Origin of the sequence: Pseudocitrobacter corydidari (assembly GCF_021172065.1) — a bacterium.
In the GTDB taxonomy this organism is placed as follows: Bacteria; Pseudomonadota; Gammaproteobacteria; order Enterobacterales; family Enterobacteriaceae; genus Pseudocitrobacter; species Pseudocitrobacter corydidari.
The window spans coordinates 2,311,200-2,336,739 of record NZ_CP087880.1 but is presented as its reverse complement, the minus strand read 5'-3'; the positions used below and the strand labels follow the sequence as shown (position 1 = coordinate 2,336,739).

The 25,540-nt window shown below is 54.2% G+C and carries 21 protein-coding genes; 7 read left to right on the top strand and 14 right to left on the bottom strand.

The genetic code is table 11. The features are described from left to right. Positions 1-12: 12 nt before the first annotated feature. Both nagA and nagB read right to left on the bottom strand, forming a co-directional pair. A complete protein-coding gene (gene nagA / locus G163CM_RS10860) occupies positions 13-1,158 on the bottom strand; it encodes an N-acetylglucosamine-6-phosphate deacetylase (protein WP_231828180.1) in 1,146 nt (381 codons plus the stop codon). A gap of 55 nt (positions 1,159-1,213) precedes the next feature. Next, complete coding sequence (gene nagB, locus G163CM_RS10855; protein WP_015965356.1) at positions 1,214-2,014, bottom strand: glucosamine-6-phosphate deaminase; 801 nt, start codon at positions 2,012-2,014, stop codon at positions 1,214-1,216. Between the two features lie 323 nt (positions 2,015-2,337). On the opposite strand from nagB, the gene nagE reads away from it, so the two are divergent. The 4 genes from nagE to chiQ all read left to right on the top strand — a co-directional run bounded on the left by nagE (position 2,338) and on the right by chiQ (position 8,389). Further along, positions 2,338-4,359 (top strand): N-acetylglucosamine-specific PTS transporter subunit IIBC, encoded by a 2,022-nt coding sequence (gene nagE / locus G163CM_RS10850; RefSeq protein ID WP_231828179.1) that lies wholly within the window; start codon positions 2,338-2,340, stop codon positions 4,357-4,359. Between the two features lie 183 nt (positions 4,360-4,542). Continuing rightward, positions 4,543-6,207: a glutamine--tRNA ligase gene (gene glnS, locus G163CM_RS10845; protein WP_231828178.1), complete on the top strand. Its 1,665-nt coding sequence runs from the start codon at positions 4,543-4,545 to the stop codon at positions 6,205-6,207. Positions 6,208-6,601: 394 nt separating this feature from the next. Further along, positions 6,602-8,005: a chitoporin ChiP gene (chiP, locus tag G163CM_RS10840; RefSeq protein ID WP_231828177.1), complete on the top strand. Its 1,404-nt coding sequence runs from the start codon at positions 6,602-6,604 to the stop codon at positions 8,003-8,005. Positions 8,006-8,056: 51 nt separating this feature from the next. Continuing rightward, on the top strand, positions 8,057-8,389 hold the full coding sequence (gene chiQ / locus G163CM_RS10835; protein ID WP_231828176.1) for a ChiQ/YbfN family lipoprotein: 333 nt from the start codon (positions 8,057-8,059) through the stop codon (positions 8,387-8,389). A 53-nt stretch (positions 8,390-8,442) separates the two neighbouring features. Here the strand turns inward: chiQ and G163CM_RS10830 are convergent, their stop codons facing one another. Further along, the gene (locus G163CM_RS10830) at positions 8,443-9,141 is read right to left on the bottom strand and encodes an HAD family hydrolase (RefSeq protein WP_231828175.1); all 699 of its coding nucleotides are present in this window, start codon (positions 9,139-9,141) and stop codon (positions 8,443-8,445) included. A 107-nt stretch (positions 9,142-9,248) separates the two neighbouring features. On the opposite strand from G163CM_RS10830, the gene G163CM_RS10825 reads away from it, so the two are divergent. After that, positions 9,249-10,115 carry a LysR family transcriptional regulator gene (locus G163CM_RS10825; RefSeq protein ID WP_231828174.1) on the top strand — a complete coding sequence of 289 codons (867 nt, stop codon included), beginning with the start codon at positions 9,249-9,251 and terminating at the stop codon, positions 10,113-10,115. Between the two features lie 53 nt (positions 10,116-10,168). Here the strand turns inward: G163CM_RS10825 and fur are convergent, their stop codons facing one another. The 4 genes from fur to ybfF form a co-directional block, all read right to left on the bottom strand. Then, positions 10,169-10,621 carry a ferric iron uptake transcriptional regulator gene (gene fur / locus G163CM_RS10820; RefSeq protein ID WP_013367108.1) on the bottom strand — a complete coding sequence of 151 codons (453 nt, stop codon included), beginning with the start codon at positions 10,619-10,621 and terminating at the stop codon, positions 10,169-10,171. Positions 10,622-10,903: 282 nt separating this feature from the next. Then, complete coding sequence (gene fldA / locus G163CM_RS10815; RefSeq protein WP_015965346.1) at positions 10,904-11,434, bottom strand: flavodoxin FldA; 531 nt, start codon at positions 11,432-11,434, stop codon at positions 10,904-10,906. 150 nt (positions 11,435-11,584) lie between these two features. Then, positions 11,585-11,878, bottom strand: coding sequence for a LexA regulated protein (gene ybfE, locus G163CM_RS10810; RefSeq protein ID WP_015965345.1), 294 nt, complete (start codon positions 11,876-11,878; stop codon positions 11,585-11,587). Between the two features lie 129 nt (positions 11,879-12,007). Then, positions 12,008-12,772, bottom strand: coding sequence for an esterase (ybfF, locus tag G163CM_RS10805; RefSeq protein WP_231828173.1), 765 nt, complete (start codon positions 12,770-12,772; stop codon positions 12,008-12,010). A 183-nt stretch (positions 12,773-12,955) separates the two neighbouring features. On the opposite strand from ybfF, the gene seqA reads away from it, so the two are divergent. Together seqA and pgm are read left to right on the top strand one after the other, a co-directional pair. Then, a complete protein-coding gene (seqA, locus tag G163CM_RS10800; protein ID WP_015965343.1) occupies positions 12,956-13,513 on the top strand; it encodes a replication initiation negative regulator SeqA in 558 nt (185 codons plus the stop codon). A 24-nt stretch (positions 13,514-13,537) separates the two neighbouring features. Continuing rightward, complete coding sequence (gene pgm, locus G163CM_RS10795) at positions 13,538-15,178, top strand: phosphoglucomutase (alpha-D-glucose-1,6-bisphosphate-dependent) (RefSeq protein ID WP_231828171.1); 1,641 nt, start codon at positions 13,538-13,540, stop codon at positions 15,176-15,178. Between the two features lie 58 nt (positions 15,179-15,236). On the opposite strand, the gene speF is transcribed toward pgm, so the two are convergent. From speF to kdpF, 7 genes are all read right to left on the bottom strand, one after another. Beyond that, positions 15,237-17,399, bottom strand: coding sequence for an ornithine decarboxylase SpeF (gene speF, locus G163CM_RS10790; protein WP_231828169.1), 2,163 nt, complete (start codon positions 17,397-17,399; stop codon positions 15,237-15,239). Between the two features lie 265 nt (positions 17,400-17,664). Then, on the bottom strand, positions 17,665-18,342 hold the full coding sequence (gene kdpE / locus G163CM_RS10785; protein WP_015965340.1) for a two-component system response regulator KdpE: 678 nt from the start codon (positions 18,340-18,342) through the stop codon (positions 17,665-17,667). Continuing rightward, positions 18,339-21,026: a two-component system sensor histidine kinase KdpD gene (gene kdpD, locus G163CM_RS10780; protein ID WP_231828366.1), complete on the bottom strand. Its 2,688-nt coding sequence runs from the start codon at positions 21,024-21,026 to the stop codon at positions 18,339-18,341. The genes kdpE and kdpD overlap by 4 nt, the downstream gene beginning before the upstream one ends. 2 nt (positions 21,027-21,028) lie before the next feature. Next, entirely contained in the window at positions 21,029-21,604 is a 576-nt protein-coding gene (kdpC, locus tag G163CM_RS10775) for a potassium-transporting ATPase subunit KdpC (RefSeq protein ID WP_231828168.1), read from the bottom strand. Between the two features lie 8 nt (positions 21,605-21,612). Further along, complete coding sequence (gene kdpB, locus G163CM_RS10770) at positions 21,613-23,661, bottom strand: potassium-transporting ATPase subunit KdpB (RefSeq protein WP_231828167.1); 2,049 nt, start codon at positions 23,659-23,661, stop codon at positions 21,613-21,615. 20 nt (positions 23,662-23,681) lie between these two features. Continuing rightward, positions 23,682-25,349, bottom strand: coding sequence for a potassium-transporting ATPase subunit KdpA (kdpA, locus tag G163CM_RS10765; protein WP_231828166.1), 1,668 nt, complete (start codon positions 25,347-25,349; stop codon positions 23,682-23,684). Next, on the bottom strand, positions 25,349-25,456 hold the full coding sequence (kdpF, locus tag G163CM_RS10760; protein WP_083867133.1) for a K(+)-transporting ATPase subunit F: 108 nt from the start codon (positions 25,454-25,456) through the stop codon (positions 25,349-25,351). Before kdpF ends, kdpA begins: the two co-directional genes overlap by 1 nt. Positions 25,457-25,540: the final 84 nt, after the last annotated feature.

Below are 25,540 nucleotides of genomic sequence, written 5' to 3'. Positions count from 1 at the left end.
ACTTTCGCTTACTCAGTTAACGACCTCGTCACCATTAACGATGGTCTTAGTGATTTTATAATCGCGCGTGAACGCGGTCAGGTTTGCGGTCATGCCCGGGGCAATCTGGCCCAGATGGCTATCAACGCCAATTGCGCGAGCCGGGTAGAGCGTTGCCATGCGCAGCACTTCGTCGAGCGCAATACCGCAGTGCTCAACCAGATTGCGAACCCCTTCAATCATGGTTAAAGAGGAGCCGCTCAGCGTACCGTTTTCATCTACGCACAAACCGTTACGGTAGTATATTGTTTTACCAGCAAAAATGAACTGATCAATGTTTGCACCTGCCGGCGCGGTGGCGTCTGTAACCAGGCACAGTTTCTCACCTTTCAGGTGTTTGGCGTTACGGATGTTGGCGTAGTTAACGTGCAGGCCATCGGCGATGATCCCACAGTAGACGTCGGCATTGTCAAAAATGGCGCCCGCCAGACCCGGTTCGCGGCCACTGATGTACGGCATCGCGTTATAAAGGTGGGTGGCAAACGTAATGCCCGCGCGGAAGCCGGTTTTGGCTTCTTCCAGCGTCGCATTCGAGTGACCGGCAGAAATCACGATCCCTGCGGCAACCAGTTTACGGATAACCTCAGGCTCCACCATTTCCGGGGCCAGGGTGATTTTAGTAATCACGTCCGCATTCTCACACAGGAAGTCGACCAGCGAGGCTTCTGGTTTGCGGATATAGGCCGGGTTATGGGTGCCTTTCTTAATGATATTCAGCCACGGCCCTTCCAGATGAAGACCCAGCGCCTGATTAGGGTGTTTGGCCAGGTACTCGCGCATCACGCGCACGCCCTGTTTCATGAGATCGTCGCTACAGGTAATCAGCGTTGGCAGGTAGCTGGTGCAGCCCGATTTCTCGTTAGCTTTCTGCATGATTTCCAGCGTTTCAACGCTCACGGCTTCTGCTGTGTCGTTGAACTGCACGCCGCCGCAGCCATTCAGCTGAACGTCGATAAAACCAGGGGCAATAATGGCGCCGTTGACTGAACGTTGTTCAATATCTGACGGTAATTCTGCCAGCGGGCAGAGACGTTCGATAAGGCTATTGGCGATAATAATCGCGTGGTCATCCAGAATTTCGCGGCCAGTGTAAATCCGACCATGAGTTAATGCATACATTACGACCCCCGGGTTTCTAAAAAGCGCCCTGCACATGCCGCAGGGCGATAATACATTACAGACCTTTGATGTTTTCCGCTTCCAGTTCGTTGAAATATTTCAACGTTTTCACTTTCAGCTCCATCGTGGACGGCTCATCGCACACCATAACGGCTTTCGGATGCAGCTGCAGGCAGCTGATGGTCCACATGTGGTTGACGTTGCCTTCTACAGCAGCCTGCAGTGCCTGTGCTTTCTGGTTGCCCAGCACCAGAATCATCACTTCTTCTGCATCCAGCAGGGTGCCCACGCCAACGGTCAGCGCGTATTTTGGAACCAGAGAGACGTCGCCGTCAAAGAAACGGGAGTTCGCCACGCGGGTTTCGTGTGTCAGGGTTTTGATACGGGTACGGGAAGCCAGAGAAGACGCCGGTTCGTTGAACGCGATGTGGCCATCGTTGCCTACGCCGCCCATAAACAGGTGGATTTTGCCGTAAGAACGAATTTTTTCTTCATAACGACGGCATTCTGCGTCAATATCTGCGGCGTTGCCATTCAGCAAATTAATATTTTCAGCCGGAATATCAACGTGGTCGAAGAAATTACGATGCATGAAGCTGTGATAGCTTTCCGGGTGCTCTTTCGGCAGGCCCACGTATTCGTCCATGTTGAACGTCACAACGTGCTTGAAGCTAACCTGGCCCGCTTTATGCATTTCTACCAGTGCTTTATAGGCAGTCAGCGGTGTTCCGCCAGTTGGCAGACCCAGCACGAACGGACGATCGGCGGTTGGGTTGAACGCGTTAATGCGGTTAACGATATGACGCGCGGCCCATTTGCCCACTTGTTCTGCTGTAGCCAGGGGAATCAGTCTCATTGTTCACCTCTATAGTTAATTTAAAAAGGTCGTGGATTGACGAATGCTTATCATAAAGCGTAACGCACTTTCGCGGTAACAAGGGGTCAATCCGCTTTGATTTTTTGAATGATAAAATAAGTTTTGCGAGTTAGCCAGCAAAAGGGAGGGGGTATAGCGATATTTGGTGACAAAAATCACAAAAAAAGGGTGTTTAATTTGCGATACGAATTAATTTTTCACACACTCCACATGTCAATGAATAATTCGTCGTACTTATCAGTTGTAACACTATAAAAAAACAGCAAAGCGTGAGCCTAACGGGGTCTCATAGGGGGAATAAAGTGAGTATTCTAGGTTATTTACAGAAGGTCGGTCGCGCACTGATGGTGCCGGTCGCCACGCTGCCTGCAGCGGCAATTTTGATGGGGGTTGGTTACTGGATCGACCCTGTTGGCTGGGGTGGCGATAGCGCCCTTGCCGCGTTCTTCATTAAGTCTGGCTCGGCCATTATCGACAACATGTCCGTCCTGTTTGCCATTGGTGTGGCTTATGGGATGTCAAAAGATAAAGACGGTGCGGCGGCACTGACCGGCTATGTGGGCTTCCTCGTGTTGACCACGCTGTGTTCTCCGGCGGCGGTAGCAATGATCCAGAAGATCCCGGCGGACCAGGTTCCGGCTGCGTTCGGTAAGATCAGCAACCAGTTCGTGGGTATTCTGGTCGGTATTATCTCTGCGGAACTCTACAACCGCTTCAGCAGCGTTGAGCTGCCGAAGGCGCTGTCGTTCTTCAGCGGTCGCCGTCTGGTGCCGATTCTGACCTCGTTTGTGATGATCGTGGTCGCCTTTATTCTGATGTACATCTGGCCGGTAATTTTCGACGGTCTGGTGAACTTCGGTGAGCACATCCAGAAGCTGGGTTCCGTTGGCGCGGGCGTTTACGCCTTCTTCAACCGCCTGCTGATCCCGGTTGGCCTGCACCACGCGCTGAACTCCGTGTTCTGGTTTGACGTCGCGGGCATTAACGACATTCCTAACTTCCTCGGTGGCGCACAGTCTATCGAAGCGGGTAAAGCGGTTGTTGGTATCACCGGTCGTTATCAGGCGGGCTTCTTCCCAATCATGATGTTCGGCCTGCCGGGTGCAGCGCTGGCTATCTATCACTGCGCGCGTCCTGAGAACAAAGCGAAAGTGCTGGGTATCATGATGGCGGGTGCTTTCGCGGCATTCTTCACCGGGATCACCGAGCCGCTGGAGTTCTCCTTCATGTTCGTGGCACCGGTACTGTACGTGATCCACGCCTTCCTGACCGGTATCTCCGTGTTCATCGCGGCCAGCATGCAGTGGATTGCCGGTTTCGGCTTCAGCGCCGGGCTGGTGGATATGGTGCTCTCCTCGCGTAACCCGCTGGCGACACACTGGTGGATGCTGATCCCGCAGGGCCTGGTGTTCTTCGTTATCTACTACGTGGTGTTCCGTTTCACCATCACCAAATTCAACCTGATGACCCCGGGTCGCGAGCTGGCGGTTGCCGGTAGCGAAGCGGATGGTCAGGACACCAATGTAGGCAGCGACAAAGAGCAGGATGTTTCCGGCCTGGCGCGTCAGTACATCGCCGCGATTGGCGGTTCTGACAACCTGACCGGCATTGATGCCTGTATCACCCGTCTGCGTCTGAACGTGAAAGACTCTTCTCTGGTGAACGACGCGATGGCGAAACGTCTGGGCGCATCTGGTGTGATTCGCCTGAACAAAACCAGCGTGCAGATTATCGTTGGCTTCGTGGCAGAAAAAATCGCCAACGCGATGAAAACCACAGGCCCGGTCGCGGCGGCAGAAACCTCTGCGGCACCGGCAGCAGCACCTGCGGCCAAACCACAGGCTGTGCCTAATAACAGCACCGTGATTGCCGAGCTGGTTTCCCCGGTCACCGGTGACGTGGTGGCGCTGGAAGAGGTGCCAGACGAAGCCTTTGCCAGCAAAGCGGTGGGTGACGGCGTTGCGGTTAAACCAACGGATAAAACCGTGGTTTCCCCGGCGGCGGGCACTATCGTGAAAATCTTTAACACCAACCATGCGTTCTGCCTGGAAACCGAGAAAGGCGCGGAAATCGTTGTTCACATGGGTATCGATACCGTTGCGCTTAACGGCCAGGGCTTTACTCGCCTGGTGGAAGAGGGTGCAGAAGTGAAAGCAGGTCAGCCGGTTCTGGAAATGGATCTCGACTACCTGAACGCCAATGCACGTTCAATGATTAGCCCGGTGGTGTGTAGCAACATCGACGACTTCAGCGGCCTGGTAATTAAGGCGCAGGGTCATGTGGTTGCGGGGCAAACAGCGCTGTACGAAATTAAAGGTAAATAATCGCTCCTGAGTTCGCGATTGCCTTAAGCGGCGGGGGACTTTCCCCCGCCGCTTTTTTTTGCAGCAAATGATCCCCATATTCCTCTTCAAAGACGCATTTTCTGTAAGTTAAGGGTTGTCTCGGCGTCCGGCTTATAAGATCATACGCCGTTATACGTTATTTACGCTTTTGAGGAATCCACGATGAGTGAGGCTGAAGCCCGCCCGAGTAACTTTATTCGTCAGATCATCGATGAAGATCTGGCCAGTGGGAAGCACACCACAGTCCATACCCGTTTTCCGCCTGAGCCGAACGGTTATCTGCACATCGGCCATGCGAAATCGATCTGCCTGAACTTTGGCGTCGCGCAGGACTATCAGGGCCTGTGCAACCTGCGTTTTGATGACACTAACCCGGTAAAAGAAGATATCGAATACGTCGAGTCGATTAAGCACGACGTCGAGTGGTTAGGTTTTCACTGGGCCGGTGATATTCACTACTCCTCAGACTATTTTGATCAACTGCACCAGTACGCGGTAGAGCTTATCAACAAAGGCCTGGCCTACGTTGACGAACTGTCGCCGGAAGAGATCCGCGAATACCGCGGTACCCTGACTGCGCCGGGCAAAAACAGCCCGTTCCGCGACCGCAGCGTTGAAGAAAACCTGGCGCTGTTCGAAAAAATGCGTACCGGTGGCTTCGAAGAAGGTAAAGCCTGCCTGCGCGCGAAAATCGACATGGCGTCGCCGTTCATCGTGATGCGCGATCCGGTGCTGTACCGTATTAAATTTGCCGAGCACCACCAGACCGGCAACAAGTGGTGCATCTACCCGATGTACGACTTCACCCACTGCATCAGCGATGCGCTGGAAGGCATTACGCACTCCCTGTGTACCCTGGAATTCCAGGACAACCGTCGCCTGTATGACTGGGTTCTCGACAATATCTCTATTCCGGTTCACCCGCGCCAGTACGAATTCTCGCGCCTGAATCTGGAATACACCGTGATGTCCAAGCGTAAGCTGAACCAGCTGGTGATGGAAAAACACGTTGAAGGCTGGGATGACCCGCGTATGCCGACCATTTCCGGTCTGCGCCGTCGTGGCTACACCGCCGCCGCTATCCGTGAGTTCTGCAAACGCATCGGCGTGACCAAGCAGGACAACACCATTGAGATGGCGTCGCTGGAATCCTGCATTCGCGAAGATCTTAACGAAAACGCCCCGCGCGCAATGGCGGTTATCGATCCGGTGAAACTGGTTATCGAGAACTATCAGGGCGAAGGCGAAATGGTCACCATGCCGAACCATCCGAACAAACCGGAAATGGGCAGCCGTGAAGTACCGTTTAGCGGTGAAATCTGGATCGATCGCGCCGACTTCCGCGAAGAAGCCAACAAGCAGTACAAGCGTCTGGTGATGGGTAAAGAAGTGCGTCTGCGTAATGCTTACGTGATTAAAGCAGAACGCGTAGAGAAAGATGCAGAAGGCAATATCACCACCATCTTCTGTACTTACGATGCCGATACCCTGAGCAAAGACCCGGCAGATGGCCGTAAAGTGAAAGGCGTTATTCACTGGGTGAGCGCGGCACACGCGCTACCGGTTGAAATCCGCCTGTACGATCGTCTGTTCAGCGTGCCGAACCCAGGCGCAGCGGAAGACTTCCTTTCGGTGATGAACCCGGAATCGCTGGTTATCAAGCAGGGCTTTGCTGAGCCGTCTCTGAAAGCTGCCGTTGCCGGTAAAGCGTATCAGTTCGAGCGTGAAGGTTATTTCTGCCTCGACAGCCGCTACGCTACCGCAGAGAAACTGGTGTTCAACCGCACCGTTGGCCTGCGTGATACCTGGGCGAAAGCGGGCGAGTAATCGTCTGTTTGTGAAAAACGCCGCATCTGCGGCGTTTTTTTTATCTCTCATATTCGCGATGCGAATTAATCTTTTTAATGCAGGCATCACCCGTTTGCATCATTTCATCAAGATACATCCTCGCAACCTGCGCTATTAACATTTTCCCCTGATGAGATAAGGCGTTGCGCCGCTTAATGTTAATAAATCGCATTTGTTACAAGACGCAACGAAATATGTGCGCTTTGTCATAGTCCTGCGTTTTGCTTGCGAAAAAGGATTGATAATTCGCGTCGCGAAAAATAATCTAATCCTGTAGCAAAAGGTGCTTTTCACCACGCTACTTTTTTATCTGTTTTTTATTTTTAGCCTCTGCTTTGCAGCGGCATTTTAAAAAGTCAAAGAGGATACACATATGCGTACGTTCAGTGGCAAACGTAGTACGCTGGCGCTGGCTATTGCCGGTGTCACAGCAATGTCGGGCCTGGTGGTTGTTCCCCAGGCGAGTGCAGCAGGCTTTGTCGATGACTCCACGTTAACGGGCGGCATCTATTACTGGCAGCGTGAGCGTGACCGTAAAGATGTGACCGATAACGACAAATATAAAACCAACCTTTCTCACTCCACCTGGAACGCCAACCTTGATTTCCAGTCCGGCTATGCCGCTGATATGTTCGGCCTCGATATTGCGGCGTTTACCGCTATCGAAATGGCAGAATCCTCAGAAAGTGGTCACCCGAACGAAATTGCGTTCTCGTCTAAAAATAAAGGCTACTCGGAAGATTACTCCGGCGATAAAAGCGGTGTGAGCCTTTATAAAGCCGCTGCGAAATTTAAGTACGGCCCGGTTTGGGCGCGCGGGGGTTATATTCAGCCGACCGGTCAAACGCTGTTAGCGCCGCACTGGAGCTTTATGCCTGGCACCTATCAGGGTGCAGAAGCGGGTGCGAACTTTGATTACGGCGATGCTGGCGCGCTGAGCTTCTCCTACATGTGGACCAATGAATACAAGGCCCCATGGCATATCGAAATGGATAATTTCTACCAGAACGATAAGCGCACGAAAGTCGATTATCTGCACTCCATCGGTATGAAATATGACTTCAAAAATGATCTGGTGCTGGAAGCGGCATTTGGTCAGGCGGAAGGCTATGTCGATCAGTACTTCGCCAAAGCCAGCTACAAATTTGATATCGTCGGTAGCCCACTGTCTACCAGCTATCAGTTCTACGGTACCCGCGATAAAGTGGATGACCGCACCGTAAACGATATTTATGACGGCACCGCATGGTTGCAGGCGCTGACCTTCGGTTACAAAGTGGGTCAGGTTGACCTGCGTCTGGAAGGGACCTGGGTTAAGGCTGAAGGCCAGCAGGGCTACTTCCTGCAGCGTATGACGCCAACCTACGCCTCCTCGAACGGTCGCCTGGATGTATGGTGGGATAACCGTTCCGACTTCAACGCCAACGGCGAAAAAGCGGTGTTCTTCGGTGCGATGTATGACCTGAAGAACTGGAACCTGCCGGGCTGGGCTGTAGGTGCATCATACGTCTACGCCTGGGATGCCAAACCGTCTACCTGGCAGATCAACCCGGACGCGTACTACGACAAAAACAGAACCATTGAAGAGTCTTCTTACAGCTTTGACGTGGCATACACCGTACAGGAAGGCCGCGCGAAAGGTACGCTGTTCAAACTGCACTTCACCCAGTACGACAACCACTCCGATATCCCGAGCTGGAGCGGTGGTTACGGCAACATCTTCCAGGATGAGCGCGACGTGAAATTCATGGTTATCGCACCGTTCACCATCTTCTGATAAGTATTCAGGCGGGCCGCAGCGCCCGCCGTGTCGTATAAGGCTAATAACATGAAAAAAACAGTGATGATTGCTGCGCTGGTCGCGGCGCTGGCGGGCTGCGCTCAGTCTGAAGCACCAAAAGAAGATACGCGTTTAAAAGATGCCTATAGCGCCTGTATCAACACCGCAGAAGGCTCGCCGGAAAAAATCGAAGCCTGCCAGCAGGTGCTGAACGTGCTGAAGCAGGAGAAGGCGCACCAGCAGTTTGCCAATCAGGAAACCGTGCGGGTAAGCGATTACCAGGCGTGCATTCTGGCGAGAAAAACCGGTAACGATCAGGCCGTGAAGAAAGATTGCGGGTTAATCTGGCAGGAAATTCGCAGTAATAATACTCCCCGTTAAGATAACGTGCCCGATGAGCTTGCTTGTCGGGCACGGCTGCATGAATGTGCAAACTAAGCGGGTATCAACATTATCGTATTCCCAGGTCGAAGCGATAAGACGAATTGTCCTGCCTCATCGGTGTGCCATTGAAGGTGACTGAAATCGATTACGGCACACTCCGGACCACCGTTTTGTAACGCCTCGCTACCTACGCCAACGCAGTACGTACCCGCGCTGACAGCGGAGGTGATCCCGCTGTGGGAATCTTCAAAAACTAATGCCTTATCTGGTGTGATCCCCAGCCGCGTTGCCGCCAATAAATAGGGATCAGGCCACGGTTTTCCTCTTTCGACGTCATCACGTTCGACAACGGTTGAAATAGCATCGTCTGCGCCCAGCATATGAATGACACGATCGATTTTCTTGCGCCAGCCGCTGGTGACGATACCGATGGTGATCCCTGCATGGTGTAGGGCTGTAATAAACTCGGCAACGCCCTTAATGGGATCGTAATCTGCATTATTTTCTGCATCGATAATGTACTGCTGAACGAACGCCTGATCTTGCAGGGAAAGATCGTTGAATAATGCGTGAATCGTATGTGGCCCCGGCTGACCATGAATGTGCCGGGCAATATCCGCATCGCTGATATCCCGGTTATAAAGCTTGCCTGCCTCCCTCCATGCCTTTTCAATCACGAGGTTAGAATCGATCAACACGCCATCCATATCAAAAAGGACAGCAGTCAGTACGGGCATCGCTTGAGTCATTTTTCCCCCTGTATCTTCTGAAAACATCCTGTGACTTTTTATGGATAATCGGTTGAAACAGAGGCTATGTATAATGCTATTTTTTCGCGCAGGGATAAAAAACGGGAATGGAAAATCGCCGACTACAGGCATTTGTTACGCTCGCGGAGCAGGGGAGTTACCATGCCGCTGCAGATGCGTTGTGTATCACTCAGCCTGCGTTAAGCAAACAGATCCAGGCGTTGGAGCACGATTTGAATTTGGTGCTTTTTACCCGCGGACGTCATGGCGCAACGTTGACACCTCAGGGGAAATTGTTCTATCCCGAGGCGTGCGAATTTCTGGTGCGTTACCGCGAATTGCGGAAATTTGCCGGGGATATCAAACGGGGGGCGACAGCCAAACTCGCCCTCGGGTTTGGGCTATCGACATATTCTCTTACGCCGCAATGGATTAATACTTTTCAGGCGCGTTTTCCTGATGTCACCGTCTCGCTCAACAACATTCCTTCAAGTGTGCAGTGCCGAATGCTGCTCGAAGGAGCGCTGCATATTGGTTTCTTGCGGCTGCCCGTTCTGCCGCCTCTGTCACATTTTGTGATTAAACAGGAGCGTCTGGTGCTTGCCGTTCCCGCGAATGCGTCTGTAAAAGAAGGGTTACATCATCTTGTTGAACACTATCCGTTATTACGACTGAGTACGCACGCCGCGCCGTGTCTGGCTGAGCAGGTTCGCATCATCCTCGCCGAGCAGTTTCCCGATGTGCATGCGGTATCCGTTTCCGACGATATGCATTCTTTACTGGCGCTGATCGGTGGCGGTAACGGTATTGCCTTTTTGCCTGAGAGCATCTGTAACGTTCTGCCCGCCGGGGTAAAAATGGTCGAACTGGCTAATGTCAAAGTGGGGTGGGAAATTGCGATGGCCTGGGATCCTACGCGAGAGCATGAAGGACGGGACAATTTTCTGCGGATGGTGATGGAAATGAAGCCATAGACCACCATAAAAAAACCAGCCCGTAAGCTGGTTTTGTCATTTCAGTGTGAAAATTACTTCTCTACGCCATCGTGCGCGTGTTCATCTTCGCGGCAGTCGCCCTCAGCACAGTGACCATACAGGTACAGGCTGTGGTTGGTTAAGCGGATACCGTGTTTCGCGGCAATTTCACGCTGACGAGCTTCGATGGAATCATCGCTGAATTCGATAACCTTGCCGCAGTCGAGGCAAATCAGGTGATCGTGATGGTGTTGTTGAGTCAGTTCGAAAACGGACTTGCCACCTTCAAAATTATGGCGCGTGACAATGCCCGCGTCATCAAACTGGTTCAGAACGCGGTAGACGGTAGCCAGACCAATCTCTTCACCCATGTCGATCAGGCGTTTGTATAAGTCTTCCGCGCTGACATGGTGATTGTCTGGTTCCTGAAGCACTTCCAGGATCTTTAACCGGGGAAGTGTGACTTTCAGGCCAGCCTTCTTTAATGCGGTATTGTTGTCAGTCATGCGGAATCTGTCCTGTTGCTAAACGATTGACTTCCAAACGCGGAAGTAACACAGAGAGTGCACCGAGTGTAATGCGTCTCATTATAGAATGACGCCTTCTAAATGAAAACAGCAAGACCTGGGCGAATAAAGATTTCGAAAACGAGGCTTGACCAGCAAACTCGCTAAATTCAGAAGATATTGTACAGATTTACGCTCAAAAGTTAAAAAATTGTAGCTATTATTTTGATTGCTTCTACCTATTAATGCGGCGCGATTTAAAAAATCACGCCGCATTAAGAATCAGGCGTTTTTGATCTCTTCCAGATGCAGCTCTTCAGAAATCTGTTTTACCCATTTTTCTACACGTTCAGCGGTCAGTTCCGGCTGGCGGTCTTCATCGATAGCCAGACCTACGAAGTGATCGTCATCAGCCAGCCCTTTAGACGCTTCAAAGTGGTAACCGGCTGTTGGCCAGTGGCCGACGATGGTCGCACCGCGCGGTTCAATGATGTCGCGGATAGTGCCCAGCGCATCACAGAAGTATTCCGCATAGTCTTCCTGGTCGCCGCAGCCGAACAGTGCAACCAGTTTCCCATTGAAATCAACTTCTTCCAGCGTCGGGAAGAAATCGTCCCAGTCGCACTGGGCTTCACCGTAGTACCAGGTAGGAATACCCAGCAGCAGAATGTCGAATGCAGCCAGGTCTTCTTTGCTGCTCTTGGCAATGTCATGCACGTCGGCAACGTCTTTACCAAGCTGTTTCTGAATCATTTTTGCAATATTTTCGGTATTGCCGGTGTCGCTACCAAAGAAAATGCCAACGATTGCCATGAGTTAAATAACCTCTTGAAACTTAATGATATGGTGGTGGCGTATTGCCCACAGATAAGGGCAATCATAGCAGAACAGAGAAGGGTGCGGAATCAGCAATCGTACCGGACTGCACACTCTGCTACATGAAAGCGGGATTTTACGAAATTTTCAGAGCTTTTCCTGCGCGCGAAGCACGGCTAACTGGCTCATCAGAATCTCTTCGATAAGCTCACTGCGACTCATATCGCGCGCGGTTGCCAGTTCGTTCAGAGCATCTACCGCATCGTTATTGAGTTTCAGCTCGACGCGCTTCAGACCGCGAACTTTATCGCGTTTTAATTGATTACGCTTATTGATGCGCAGCTGTTCGTCACGCGAAAGCGGATTGGTTTTGGGTCTTCCCGGCCGACGCTCATTTGCGAACAAATCAATTGTCGTGCGGTCCGTTTGTTCTTTTGCCATGATTCAGAGTGACTTCGGGGAAACAAGCTACCGGGAAACGCCCGGTGCAGACAGCGCGCAATCATACATCAGTGCAACCGACACGCCAACGACCACGGCCATAATGGCGCGCGGTCGTTGAGTTTTTAATCAGTCTGCTAAATATCGGCGGATGGCGCGCAGCACCGCGTCCGGTTTTTCCGCATGCACCCAGTGCCCGGCGCCTGCAATGACGTGCGCACGCGCCTGCGGGAATTGCGAGAGCAGGTCGTCACGGTAAGCTTCGGTAACATAAGGCGAATTTCCGCCTGGGATAAACAGCGCCGGATGATCCCACGCCGGAATCGTCTCCCAACCGACGATGTGCGGATACTGATCCCACAGCACGGGTACGTTGAAACGCCACTCGCCGTCAACAAACGACTTCAGCAGAAACTGAATCACACCTTCTTCGGCTAAAAATTCGCGCATCACGGTTGCCGCCTGCTGGCGTGAGGAGACACCTGCGTTGGTGACCGCGTTAATCGCCGCAAAAATTTCATCATGGCGACGCACATGATAATCCACCGGCGCGATATCAATAGCGACCAGATTATCGATGCGTTCCGGAGCCAGCGCGGTCAGGGCCATCACCGCTTTGCCGCCCATCGAGTGACCAATCACCGTGGCTTTCTCAATGTTGTGGGCGTCGAGGGTATCCAGCAGATCCTGGGCCATCGCCGGGTAGTTCATCTCGTCCGCTCGCGGAGAAAGACCGTGATTACGCATATCCACTTGCAGGATATCGTGGTCGGTCACCAGGTCGCGCGCCAGTACGCCAAGGTTGTCCAGGCTACCGAAAAGGCCGTGAACGAGCAGAATGGGGGAATTATTGTGCAGGTTTTGTGCAGATTGCGCTCGGGTATTCAATTTCATAGCAAAGTTCTTTTTTTCGCTCTGTCGGGTTAGGGTATTATGTTGGACATTCTCACGTTCAGGGGCAAGATACGATTTTTATCCCATTTTTGCCGCTATCCTGGTATGACGCTATCCGCTGTTGGGTTTTGAACATATAATCCCAGCAACTTGTATTCAGAAAAATTATTGCACTGGATTAAGATGAAAACGATCGAAGTTGATGACGAACTCTATCGCTATATTGCCGCCCACACACTGCACATTGGCGAGAGCGCATCCGACATTTTACGGCGAATGCTGAAGTTTTCCGCCGCATCACAACCTGTTGTTGCTGCTCCGGTTGCCAAAGCTGAAGTTGCGCCTGCTCAGGTTGCTCCAGTTGCCGAGGTAAAACCGGTTAAAACCGCGAAAGATAAAGTTCGCGCGATGCGTGAACTGCTGCTCTCTGACGAATATGCTGAGCAGAAAAAAGCCGTCAATCGCTTTATGCTGATCCTGACGACGCTCTACAAACTGGATAACAACGCGTTTGCCGAAGCGACGGAATCGCTTCATGGGCGCACGCGTGTCTACTTTGCCGCCAACGAGCAAACCCTGCTGAAAAACGGTAATCAGACTAAACCGAAACAGGTACCTGAAACCCCATATTGGGTGATCACGAATACCAACACCGGTCGTAAATGCAGTATGGTGGAACACATTATGCAAACCATGCAGTTCCCCGCTGAATTAATCGAAAAGGTATGCGGCACAATCTAACCCTTGCATAAGAAGGATCAAGCAATGGCAAACCATAACCGTGCGGGCCAGCCTGCACAACAGAGTGATTTGATTAACGTCGCCCAACTGACGTCTCAGTACTATGTGCTGAAACCGGAAGTGGGTAACGCAGAGCATGCAGTGAAGTTCGGTACTTCCGGACACCGTGGTAGCGCGGCGCGCCAGAGTTTCAATGAACCTCATATTCTGGCGATCGCGCAGGCTATCGCCGAAGATCGTGCGAAAAACGGCATTACCGGCCCTTGCTTCGTCGGTAAAGATACCCACGCGCTCTCTGAACCGGCGTTTATCTCGGTACTCGAAGTGCTCGCGGCAAACGGTGTGGATGTCATTGTGCAGGAAAATAACGGCTTTACGCCGACCCCTGCTGTGTCGAATGCTATTCTGGTCCACAACAAAAAAGGTGGTCCATTGGCTGACGGTATCGTGATTACGCCGTCTCACAACCCGCCGGAAGACGGTGGTATCAAATACAACCCGCCTAACGGTGGCCCGGCCGATACGAACGTTACCAAAGTGGTGGAAGATCGCGCCAATGCGCTGCTGGCCGATGGCCTGAAAGGCGTGAAACGTAATTCTCTGGATGCCGCGCTGGCGTCCGGTCATGTGAAAGAGATGGATCTGGTGCAGCCGTTCATCGAAGGGCTGGCGGATATCGTCGATATGGCGGCTATCCAGAAAGCGGGCCTGACGCTGGGCGTCGATCCGCTGGGTGGTTCCGGTATCGAATACTGGAAACGTATCGGCGAATACTACAAGCTGAATCTGACCATCGTTAACGACCAGGTTGACCAGACTTTCCGCTTTATGCATCTCGACAAAGATGGCGCAATCCGTATGGACTGCTCCTCCGAGTGCGCGATGGCCGGTCTGCTGGCGCTGCGCGATAAGTTTGACCTCGCGTTCGCCAACGACCCGGACTACGACCGTCACGGTATCGTTACGCCTGCGGGCCTGATGAACCCGAACCACTATCTGGCGGTTGCTATCAACTACCTGTTCCAGCACCGTCCGCAGTGGGGCAAAGATGTCGCCGTGGGTAAAACGCTGGTTTCTTCTGCAATGATCGACCGTGTGGTTAACGATCTGGGCCGCAAGCTGGTGGAAGTGCCGGTAGGCTTCAAATGGTTCGTTGATGGTCTGTTTGACGGCAGCTTCGGTTTCGGTGGCGAAGAGAGCGCCGGGGCATCGTTCCTGCGTTTCGACGGCACGCCGTGGTCGACCGATAAAGACGGTATCATCATGTGCCTGCTGGCTGCGGAAATCACCGCCGTCACCGGAAAAAATCCGCAAGAGCATTACAATGAGCTGGCAAAACGCTTCGGTGCGCCAAGCTACAATCGTTTGCAGGCCGGTGCGACCTCTGCACAGAAAGCGGCGCTGTCTAAACTCTCCCCAGAGATGGTGAGCGCCAGCACGCTGGCCGGTGACCCTATCACAGCACGTCTGACGGCTGCACCGGGTAACGGCGCATCCATCGGCGGTCTGAAAGTGATGACCGACAACGGCTGGTTCGCCGCGCGTCCGTCAGGCACCGAAGACGCCTACAAAATCTACTGCGAAAGCTTCCTTGGTGAAGAACACCGTAAGCAGATTGAGAAAGAAGCGGTTGAGATTGTTAGTGAAGTGCTGAAAAACGCGTAAAAGCGAATAAATAAAAAAGGAGCCGCAAGGCTCCTTTTTTATTGGCGTGTTGAGCAGGTTAGCTCTGTTTAATCACGTAACACCACACTTCTTTGCGGCCTTCATGCTCCTGGATATAAACCCCCTGTAATTCCGGTGCGAAGCCCGGCAGCAGGTTGATACCTTCCTCCAGCGCGGCAAAATAGCTAAGCACAGCACCGCCCCAGACCTCACCAGGAACAACGCACAATACGCCCGGTGGGTAAGGGAGTGCGCCTTCAGCCGCAATGCGTCCCTCGGCATTACGCAGAGAAACCAGGTCAACCTGACCACGCAGATAGGCATAGTTGGCTTCCTGAGGGCTCATAACAACGCGTGGCAAATGAGCCTTGCGGAACATCTCTTTTTGCAGCTGTTTAACGTTGTTGCGGGCGTAAAGATCGTGCATCTCCTGGCAGAGCTGGCGCAGGGTATATCCGGCGTAACGTTGTTGATGCTGTTTGTACAGGCACGGTAAAACATCAGCAAGAGGAGCATCTTCTTCGAGCAGCTGTTCAAAACGTTCCAGCAACGCAACCAGCTGTTGCAGTTTTGGCAGGTCTTCGGCTGGCGTCATCAGGAACAAAATCGAATTCAGGTCGCATTTTTCCGGCACAACGTGATTTTCGCGCAAGAAATTGGCAAGAATCGTGGCGGGGACGCCGAACGCTTCATACTCGCCAGTTTGTGTGTTGATGCCCGGCGTGGTGAGCAACAGTTTGCAGGGATCGACAAAATACTGCTGATCGGCATAGCCTTCAAAAGCATGCCAGCGTTCACCTGGCACAAACTGGAAGAAGCGCAGGTCGTTGGCAATCACGTCGGTATCCCAGCTTTCCCAGGGCTTACTATCAATTGTCTGCGGTACAAACGGGCGAATATGACGACAGCGGCTAAGGATCAATTTGCGCGCCTCAATGCCGTTTTTCACACAATCCATCCACATTTTTTTCCCGCTTTCGCCTTTGTGCATCTGCGCGTTGACGTCCAGAGCCGCAAACAGCGGGTAGAATGGGCTTGTGGAGGCATGCATCATAAAAGCGTTATTCAGACGCTTGTGGGGAACGTAGCGCGGTTGCCCCTTGATGTGGCTATCTTTTTTGTGAATCTGAGAGGTTTGCGAGAAACCGGCCTGTTGTTTATGAACAGACTGAGTGACGAGAATACCCGGATCGTTTTCATTGAGCTCAAGCAGCAGCGGTGAACAGTCAGCCATCATTGGAATAAATTGTTCATAGCCGACCCACGCCGAATCAAAGAGGATGTAGTCGCAGAGAGCGCCAATCTTATCGACCACCTGACGGGCATTGTAGATGGTGCCATCGTAAGTACCGAGCTGAATAATCGCCAGGCGGAACGGGCGTTTTTCCTGCGCGCGCGACGGCGCAACTTCAGCTATCTGTTCGCGCAGATAACTTTCTTCGAAGCAATGGGCATCTATGCCGCCAATAAAGCCGTAAGGATTTCTGGTCGTTTCAAGATAGACCGGTGTTGCGCCAGCTTGCAGAAGAGCACCATGGTGATTTGATTTGTGGTTGTTGCGATCAAAAAGTACTAAATCACCTGGGGTGAGCAACGCGTTAAGCACTACTTTATTTGACGAGGACGTACCGTTCAAAACGAAATAAGTTTTGTCGGCGTTGAATACTTTTGCAGCATGCTGCTGGGCGGTACAGGGAGCACCTTCATGAATGAGCAGATCGCCCATCGCCACATCGGCGTTACATAAGTCTGAGCGAAAAAGCGTTTCACCAAAATAGTCGACAAATTGGTTCCCCGCAGGATGACGACGGAAGAATTGCCCACCCTGATGCCCGGGGCAATCGAAGGCGCTATTCCCTTGCTCAACGTAATCGACCAGCGCGTGGAAAAAGGGGGGCAGTATCTGGCGTTCATATTTCAGTGCGGCCGTTTCCAGTTGTCGCCCCTGATATTCAGCATATTCTGGCTTCTCTGAGAAAATAGCAGTGAGAGATGCCAGATATTTCTCATTAATTTTGTGTTCTGGCGCAACAGTAACAAAAATAGGGAGTGAATATCCGGTAAGCTGAATACGGTTTAATACTGCGTCGTTAAGTTCAGTATAATTCAGAACAATAGCGGCAACATCGACAAAGGTTGTCGTGTCGAGCGGTGTGAACTCTCGGCTGGTGATGAACGCCTGCGGGCAGGCCTTGCCTATGGCAATTTTTAATTTTTTCATGATGTCCTTCTGCCTTAATAATGTATCAGCAAGTTGAAAAACTTGCCTGTTCCCTGAAGATGATCACGACGTCGCAGATTAACTGTCGGTGGAATGTTATCAATAATTAATCGAGTGATGCACGGCTAAAATAGCGTTTTTTTGTGAGCCTGCTCGATAAAAAAGAAGAAATGAGGAATGGGTTATTCCAAGGAATAATACTGTGGAATAACCTTTTGGGATATATTTAATCTTTTATTCATATGGAATAAAAATAACTATTTATTTAAAGCATAAAACGGTAACCAATTCCCGTTTCGGTTAAAAAGTGGCGAGGCCGTGCCGGGTCGGCTTCCAGTTTCTGCCGAATATGCCCCATATAAATTCGCAGATAATGGCTATGTTCCACCGCATTTGGCCCCCAGACGTGATTCAGCAACTGACGCTGGGTGAGCACTTTACCGGGGTTATTGAGTAGTTCCGCCAGCAGGCGAAATTCGATAGGGGTGAGATGCACCTCTTCACCGCCGCGCACAATGCGTCGAGCGGCGAGATCGACCTGCACATCGGAGAACGTCACCACCGGGTCGTTGGGCTGAGTAGTGGCGTGGCGGCGTAGCGCCACGCGCAGGCGGGCCTGCAACTCGCCGATGCCAAACGGTTTGCTGAGATAATCATCCGCGCCGGCGTCCAGCGCGGCAATTTTGTCGCTCTCTTCGCTGCGTGCGGAAAGCACTATCACCGGCGTGGCGCTCCACTGGCGGAAATCGCGGATAAAATCGATCCCGTCGCCGTCGGGCAAGCCGAGGTCGAGAATAACCAGATCGGGCTTGCGCGTTGCCGCTTCCAGTAGCCCACGCTGTAATGTTTGAGCGTCAAACACGCGCAGCCCTTCGGCTTCCAGCGCGGTGCGCAGAAAACGGCGAATGGCTTGTTCATCTTCAACAATCAGAACGCTGGTCACATATCCTCATGAAATTCTTCAAGTTCCGGTGGAGATTCCAGCGGAAGTGTAACATGAAAACAGGCGCCGCCTTCAGGGCGATTGCTGGCTGAAAGCGTGCCGCCATGAATATCGACAATGGCCCGGCAAATCGCCAGCCCCAGCCCGACGCCGGGAATGGCGGATTCCTTATTCCCGCGTGAGAATTTATCAAAAATTCGTATTTCCTGCCCCTGCGCAATGCCCGGCCCGTTATCCCAGATATCGAGGAAGAGCTGATGATTTTGCTCGCGGGCATTAATGCCAATCTGCGCCTGCGGCCCGGCATACTTAACCGCATTTTCCAGCAGGTTGATCAGCACACGTTCAAACAGCGGCCCGTCGACGTGAATAAGCATCAGCGGGTCGGGAAGCGATAGCGCAATCTGCTGCCCGTTCAGGCCGGGTTCCAGCATACGCAACGCGCTGCCGACCACTTCCTCCAGCGTGAGCCACTCTTTATTAAGATTAAAGCCGCCAGACTGAATGCGCGCCATATCCAGCAAATTATTCACCAGCCGCGTGGTGTTTAGCACGTGCTGGCGAATTTCATTAGCCTGCGGGGCGTAAGGTGAGCCGCTGCTGGCGAGATCGAGCGTCAGGATTTCCGCCTGACCAAACAGCACCGTCAGCGGCGTGCGTAAATCATGGGAAAGCGCGGCCAGCAGCGAGTTGCGTAAACTTTCCCGTTCGCTGGCAAATCGCGCCTGTTCTTCACTGGCGGTAAGCGCCAGCCGTTCCAGCGCGCTGGCGGCCAGCAGCGTGAATGTCTCCAGCAAACGCTGCTGCTCAGGGATCATCAACTGGCGCAAATTAAGCGGTTCGACCACCACCAGCCCCAACGTTTTGCTGGCGCTTTTTAGCGGCAGGATCTGATACGGCACGCCGGGTAGAGTATCGGTGCCCGCCCCGGCGGGAAGGCCTTTATCGAAGCTCCAGCGCGCAATCGCATCATCCCACGGCGTCAGGCCATCCTGCTGTGTGGACGGCGTGAGCTTATCGTTTTCGTCGGGAAGCAGCACCTGGCTGCGCGCATGGAAGGTTGACTGAATATATTGCTCGCAGGTGCGGGCGATATCTTCGGCGCTGCGTCCCACCGCCAGGGCTTTCGACATCTCGTACAGATGGCGGGTGCGCTGTTCGCGATAGCGCGCCACACGCGCCTGATAGCGCACCCCGGCGGTCAGGTTGCCAATCACCAGCCCCACGGTGAGCATGACGCCAAAGGTCAAAAGATATTGCACATCAGACACCGCCAGCGTACCGCGCGGAGCAATAAAGAAGAGATCGAAGCTTATAACGTTGATAACCGTCGCCAGCACCGACGGCCAGCGGCCATAGAAGAGGGCGACGATCACCACACCAAGCAGATAGAGCATCACCAGGTTGGCGGCGTCGAAGGCCATTAACCACTGCGCTGCGATAAGCGTAATGGCCGTACAAAGAGCAAACGCCACCGCGCAGCCGCGAATTTGCACCTGCCACTTGTCAAAGAAACTGCGCGGATCACGGGTTGATGAAGGCAGCGGATCGGGCTTCTCGTCCATCGCGACAACCAGCAGATCGAGATCCGGTGCATGGCGGGCCAGGCGGTCACCGAAGCGCTCGCCGTTCCACCAGTGACGCTTCTCCTGCCTGCCGATCACGATTTTGCCAAGGTTATGCTCACGGGCGTAGCGGATCACCGCTTTCTCTTCCGATGGATCGGAAAGGGTGGCGGTTTCTGCGCCCAGTTCCTGCGCCAGACGCAGCGAACTGAGGATCGCACGGCGCTGGGCCTCCGGCAGGCGATGCAGCGTAGGCGTTTCCACATACACGGCATGCCAGACGCTGCCTAAACGCGCCGCCAGACGTGCGGCAGTGCGCACCAGTTTTTCGCTGCCCGTATGGTGGCCGACGCAGAGCAGGATCGCATCGCGGGTATGCCAGACTTTTTCCTGGCCCTGGGTATCACGCCAGGCGCGCATCTGTTCATCCACGCGGTCCGCCGTGCGGCGCAGAGCCAGTTCACGCAGGGCGATGAGATTCCCTTTGCGGAAAAAATTCTCGATAGCGCGTTCGGCCTGCCCGGCAAGATACACTTTGCCTTCGTTAAGCCGCTGGCGTAGGTCATCCGGCGGCAGATCCACCAGCACCACTTCATCGGCGGCATCAAAGAACGGGTCGGGTACGGTTTCGCGCACCTGAATGCCGGTGACGCCGCTGACAATATCATTCAGGCTTTCCAGATGCTGGACATTAACGGTAGTAAAGACGTCGATTCCGGCTTCCAGAAGTTCGTCGATATCCTGCCAGCGTTTGGGATGACGCGAACCGGGCGCGTTGCTGTGCGCCAGTTCATCCATCAAAACCAGCGCCGGGCGGCGGGCGAGGGCGGCGTCCAGGTCAAACTCATGCAGATAACGCCCCTGCCATGACAGCCGCTTTTGCGGTAGTACCGTCAGGCCCTTGAGCATTTCCGCCGTCTCTTTACGCCCGTGGGTTTCCACCACGCCCGCCAGGATATCCAGCCCCTGCGCCCGCAGACGCTGGGCCTCCGCCAGCATCGCCCAGGTTTTCCCCACGCCCGCGCAGGCACCGAAGAAAATCTTCAGCTTTCCGCGATGCGGGGAGGCCGTCTGCTCCAGCAGGCGATCCGGGTTTGGGCGTTGCGGCTCGTCGGTCATCATCAGTTATCCTTGTAGGCATCCAGCGCCATATTCAGCTCAACAATATTTACCACAGGTTGGCCGAGAAAACCGAGCAGCGGTTTCTGCGTGGCGGCATCAATTTGTTGATTGAGCCATTCCGCTGAGACGTGACGCGCTTTGGCGACGCGCGGCACCTGCCAGCGCACGCTTTCCGGCGTCAGACCGTAATCCAGCCCGCTGGCGGAGGCCGTCACCAGTTCCGTGGGAACGGCGGCCGGGGCATCCGGGTTGGCTGCCCGCAGCTGCGCCACGCGCGCACGGATCGCATCATCCAGCGCCGGGTTGCTCGCCGCCAGATTACTGCCGCCCGATGCCATCGGGTTATAGGGCATGTCCGCCGTGGCGGAGGGGCGACCGTGGAAGTAGCCGGGTTGGGTAAAGTTTTGCCCAATCAGCGTGGAACCGCGCACCTGATTGCCCTCAATAATCAGCGAACCGTTGGCGCTATCGTTAAACCACCACTGGCCGAGTGCGGTGGTCAGTAGCGGATAAGCACCGCCGGTAATCAGTGCCAGAAAAAGAAAAATCACAACAGCAGGACGAAGCAGAGACATTGCGTACCTCACACCAGACCCAACAGAGTCAGTAACAGATCGATAGCTTTAATGCCGATAAACGGCACAATCAGGCCGCCCAGGCCGTAAATCCACAGATTGCGGCGCAGCATTGCAGAAGCGGAAAGGGGTTGATAACTCACACCTTTCAGCGCCAGCGGCAGCAGAAAGACGATGATCAGGGCGTTGAAAATCACCGCGCTCAGAATCGCTGAATCCGGGGAATGCAGATGCATGATGTTCAACACGCCAAGCTGCGGCCAGCTTGCGGCAAACGCCGCCGGGATAATGGCGAAGTATTTCGCCACGTCATTGGCGATGCTGAAGGTGGTGAGTGAGCCGCGCGTCATCAGCATCTGTTTACCGATATGCACCACTTCAATCAGCTTGGTGGGGTTGGAATCGAGATCGACCATGTTGCCCGCTTCTTTCGCCGCCTGAGTGCCGGAGTTCATTGCCACCGCCACGTCAGCCTGCGCCAGCGCCGGGGCGTCGTTGGTGCCGTCGCCAGTCATCGCCACCATGCGGCCTTCGGACTGATACTGGCGAATCAACGCCAGCTTGGCTTCCGGCGTCGCTTCGGCGAGAAAATCATCGACGCCCGCTTCGGCGGCAATCGCGGCAGCGGTCAGGCGGTTATCGCCGGTGATCATCACCGTCTTGATGCCCATTTTGCGCAGTTGCACGAAGCGTTCTTTAATGCCGCCTTTTACGATATCTTTCAGGGCAATCGCCCCGAGGACTTTCGCGCCTTCCACGACCACCAGCGGGGTTGAACCCTGACGGGCGATACCGTCAACCAGATGCTCGACATCCGCCGGGAATTGCCCGCCGTTACTTTCAACGTGGCGGCGAATGGCATCCACTGAACCTTTGCGGATCATGCGGTTATCGATGTTAATCCCGCTCATGCGGGTTTGCGCGGTAAAGGGTACAAAGGTGGCGTGTAGCTGCTGTACGTCGCGCTCGCGCAGGTTAAAACGCTGTTTGGCGAGCACCACGATGCTGCGGCCTTCGGGCGTTTCATCCGCCAGCGACGAGAGCTGCGCGGCGTCGGCCAGCGTTCTTTCATCCACGCCGTTAGCCGGTAAAAATTGCGATGCCTGGCGGTTGCCGAGGGTAATGGTGCCGGTTTTATCCAGCAGCAATACATCGACGTCGCCTGCGGCTTCCACTGCGCGGCCGCTGGTGGCAATCACGTTAGCGCCCAGCATGCGGCTCATTCCGGCAACGCCAATGGCCGACAGCAGGCCACCGATGGTGGTTGGGATCAGACATACCAGCAGAGCAATAAGAACGATCACGCTCACCGGTTTACCACCCCAGGTGGAGAAGGGCCACAGGGTGGCGGTCGCCAGCAGGAAGACGATAGTCAGGGCGACCAGCAGAATCGTCAGCGCCACTTCGTTGGGGGTTTTGCGACGCTGTGCGCCTTCGACCATGGCGATCATCCGGTCAAGGAAGGTTTCGCCTGGGTTGACGCTACAGCGGATCACCAGCCAGTCGGAGAGAATACGCGTCCCGCCCGTCACCGACGCGAAATCGCCGCCGGATTCACGAATAACGGGGGCCGATTCCCCGGTGATGGCGCTTTCATCCACCGACGCGCCGCCCTCAATCACTTCACCATCGCAGGGAATGATGTCACCGGCTTCCACCAGCACCACGTCACCTTTGCGCAGTTCATCAGACGGTACGTGGTCCATTTCGGCTCCGTGCTGCGGGGCGCGAAGTTTGCGGGCGAAGGCGGTTTTCTGCACGCTCTTCAGGCTGTTGGCCTGCGCTTTGCTGCGGCCTTCCGCCATCGCTTCGGCGAAGTTGGCGAACAGCACCGTAAACCACAGCCACAGGGCGATCGCGCCGCTAAACAGCGCGTTACCCTGTAGGTGCCCGGTTGCCATCGCGAGGCTCATCATGGTGGTCAACACGCTGCCAATCCAGACGATAAACATCACCGGGTTACGCCACTGAATGGTCGGGCTGAGTTTTTTAATGGCGTCGGTAATCGCCTGCCCAACCAGTTTGCGGTCAAACAGCGCCAGTTGCTTGCGACTCATAAACACATACTCCGCAATGCTTAAAACAGGGAAAGATGTTCCGCGACCGGGCCAATCGCCAGGGCGGGAATAAAGGTCAGGGCGCCGACCAGCAGCACGGTGCCAATCAGCAGGCCGATAAACAGCGCATCGTGAGTGGCGAGCGTACCGGGTGTCGCGGGCTGGATTTTTTTGTTCACCAGCGAACCGGCGATGGCCAGCACGGGCACAATCACCGCAAAACGGCCCAGCAACATGCAAAACGCCAGCAGGCAGTTCCAGAACGGCGTGTTGGCGCTTAACCCTGCAAAGGCGCTGCCGTTGTTGTTGGCCGCAGAGGAGACGGCGTAAAGCACTTCGCTAAAGCCGTGGGTGCCTGGGTTGAGCATGCCGCTGCGCCCGGCGTCGGTCATCATCGCCAGTGCGGTGCCGAGCAGCACCAGCGTCGGCGTCACCAGAATTGCCAGCGCGGTCATTTTCATTTCAGGCACTTCGATTTTTTTACCCAGATACTCTGGCGTGCGGCCAATCATCAGCCCGGCGATGAACACCGCCAGCAGAACGAACAGCAACATGCCGTACAGCCCGGAACCGACGCCGCCAAACACCACTTCACCAATCTGCATCAACCACATCGGCACCATGCCGCCAAGGGCGGTGAAGGAGTCGTGCATCGCGTTGACCGCGCCGCAGGACGCTGCCGTGGTGACGACTGCATAAAGGCTGCTGGCAAGAATGCCAAAGCGGCTCTCTTTCCCTTCCAGGTTAAGGTTGCTGTCTGCGCCCAGCGCCAGCAGGTGCAGGTTGCCTTTGGTTTCCGCCCACATCACTACTGCGACGCAAATGACAAAGATGATGCTCATCGCCCACAGAATCGCGCGGCCCTGTCGTTTATCATTCACCACTTCACCAAAGGCGAAGCAGAGCGCGGTAGGGATCAGGAAGATCGCCAGCATCTGCACCAAATTGGTCAACGCCGTCGGGTTTTCGAACGGATGCGATGAGTTGGCATTGAAGAAACCGCCGCCGTTGGTGCCGATCATTTTGATTGCTTCCTGTGAGGCGACCGGCCCCATCGGCAACTGCTGGCTAACGCCCTCCAGCGTGGTGATGTGCTGATACGGCAACAGGTTTTGCAGCGTGCCTTGCTGAATAAAGAACAGCGCGACCAGCAGCGATAACGGCAGCAGCACCCACAGCGTGATGCGCACAAGATCGACCCATGCGTTCCCGAGCGTAGTCACACGCTGGCGGGCAAATGCGCGGGCGAGGGCGAAAAGCACCGCGATACCGCTCGCCGCCGACAGGAAGTTTTGTACGGTTAACCCCGCCATCTGGCTGAAATAGCTGAGGGTGGTTTCCCCGGCGTAGGATTGCCAGTTGGTATTGGTGACAAAGCTGACGGCAGTGTTCAGCGCCAGATGCCAGGAGAGCCCCGGAAACCCCTGCGGATTAAACGGCAGCACGCCCTGGAGCATCAACAGCGCGAACAGAGCCACCAGGCCGCAAAGGTTGAGCAGCAGAATGGCGAGCGCATACCGCTGCCAGCTCATTTCGTCGGTCGAAATCCCCAGCGTTCGCCACAGTACGGTTTCACCGCGCAGCGGCTCGTTGGCGATCATGCCCGCCAGCATTTTGCCTAACGGGCGCGCCAGTATGAACAGAACGACGAAGAAACTGGCGATAAGTAAAAATCCCTGAGCGGCCATTAGAACGCCTCCGCATTCAGCAGGGCGTACACCAGATACGCCAGTAACAGGAACACCAGCACCATGCCGGCTATTACGCCTGTAGTCACAACCCACCTCCAACACATTAAGTGATTGGATTAACGGTAGGATTTTCGGTGCAAAGATTTCGCAAAAATCAGGGGGAGGGGTGTAAAAAAAGTATAAAAATG